The 1,738-nt window shown below is 60.8% G+C and carries 2 protein-coding genes and 1 pseudogene; 1 reads left to right on the top strand and 2 read right to left on the bottom strand.

The genetic code is table 11. The features are described 5' to 3' along the window. Nucleotides 1–946, top strand: a 946-nt coding sequence (locus WD429_RS02345; RefSeq protein ID WP_368420569.1) for an IS110 family transposase, incomplete at its 5' end; no start/stop codon positions are given. A 68-nt stretch (nucleotides 947–1,014) separates the two neighbouring features. Here the strand turns inward: WD429_RS02345 and WD429_RS02340 are convergent. Both WD429_RS02340 and WD429_RS02335 read right to left on the bottom strand, forming a co-directional pair. Then, nucleotides 1,015–1,554, bottom strand: a complete 540-nt coding sequence (locus tag WD429_RS02340; RefSeq protein WP_368420568.1) for a hypothetical protein — start codon at nucleotides 1,552–1,554, stop codon at nucleotides 1,015–1,017. A gap of 2 nt (nucleotides 1,555–1,556) precedes the next feature. Then, a pseudogene (locus tag WD429_RS02335) lies at nucleotides 1,557–1,738 on the bottom strand (hypothetical protein); the annotation flags it as partial.

The following is a 1,738-nucleotide window of genomic DNA, read 5'->3' as shown; positions in this document are numbered from 1 at the left end:
CGCAGTAACGGGACGGAAGAAGAAAAACAAGGTCTTCCCGAACAATCAAGGGGGCTACAAGGCGCTCCTCGCTTGGCTCTCTGCTCGTGAACTAGCCCCCGAGGTATTCATCTGCCTGGAGGCTACGGGACCTTATAGCGAGTCTGTGGCACTGTTTTTGGCGGATGCGGGTTGGCTCGTGAGCGTGGTGAATCCGGCTCGAGTGAAAGGCTTCGCCCAAAGTCAGCTGAGTCGCAACAAGACGGATGAAGCAGATGCCTATCTCTTAGCCAGGTTTGCGGGTTCTGCTGAACTGGAAGCATGGCAGCCGCCCAGTCCCGAACAGCGCGAACTCAGGGCGCTCGTGGAGCGGCTGCAGGCACTTGAGGCCATGCGCCAACAGGAGCTCAATCGCCTGGAAGCTCTGGATCATGCGCCAAAATCGAGTGTGACGGCCATGGTCAAGGACCATGTGGTGTGGCTGGACAAGCAGATTGCGCAAATCGAGTCCGATATTAACGACCATATCGTTGGTCATCCTCAGCTCAAAGACGACGCAGAGCTGATCAAGAGCATCCCCGGGATCGGTCCCAAAACAGTAGCCCGGGTACTGGCGTACCTGGGGGATGTGCGGCGCTTCAGGGATGCCAAGGCCTTGGCCGCCTTTATCGGGGTTACGCCTCGGCAGAAGCAGTCCGGCACCGTAAAGGGCCGTACCATGATCAGCAGAACCGGACACGCCGGTGCCCGCAAGGCGCTTTATATGCCGGGCCTGGTAGCGATACGCCACAACCCTGTGATCAAGGCCATGGCTGAGCGCTTACGGGAAAAGGGACTGGCGCCGAAGGCAGTCGTCGGTGCAAGCATGAGAAAGCTTGCCCACCTGATTTACGGGGTCGTGGTGAGCGGCACCAGTTTTAATGCAAAAATACCGATGCGAGGGCTTGCTATGCAAGACGGTATCTGACCCCACCACGTCGAGGTCAGGGGAATACCGTGCGGCTGCAGGGGAATGCTGAGGTCGGTTGCGCGCTGCTAGCCGCCATTCTCACCGGGCCTCCCGGGCCCGCTCCCAGCTTCTGCTCCTGGTGCCGATGCCCTGCCTGGAGCGGTGCCCTCGCCCTTTTGCGCCGACTTGAGCCAGGCCAGGCTCGAGTCCATCAGCAATTCCCGCAACCGGGGATCCCCCGATTGCACCAGCCCCAGCGCAAATGAAGTCGCTACAGATTCCCAGGGATGCTCGCGAATCGTCTGACGGAAGTCATCCAGGGGGGCTGCCCCGATGGAGCCGTCGTCAGAGCCTTCCGTCAGTGGCGGTTGCTGCCTGGGTTTGGTCTTGCGCTTGGCCGTCAACCGTTTGAAAACAAGCAGCAGAACCAGAAGGCAGCCGAGGCCGGCAATCGCGTAGGCGCCAGACTCGCCCACCACAGGCGCCAGTCCCGAGGTCAAGGCCAACAGCAGCATCACGAAGCTGGCTATCAGCAACGCGCAGAGCAGGATCAGCGCCAGTAACCCTGCCAGGGCCACGACCAGCGCCTGTTGCAGCTTGGCCTGGACCGCCTCGGGTAGCTCCACGGTTAGCGGTCGAGAAACTTGCCGAGCAGCAACCCGGCCACGAACGCGATGAGAACCGTGAGAAAGGGACGCTCTTCGATCTTGTGGCCGGCTCCTTCAATGGCCTTGTCTCCGGCTTTGCGTGCGCTGGCAAAAGACTTCTCGCCACGGTCGCGGAAGTCATTCAGTGCTTCCTCGCCTTCCC

The organism is Marinobacter sp., assembly GCF_040904845.1.
Taxonomy (GTDB): domain Bacteria; phylum Pseudomonadota; class Gammaproteobacteria; order Pseudomonadales; family Oleiphilaceae; genus Marinobacter.
This window is presented reverse-complemented; position numbering and strand designations above follow the sequence as displayed.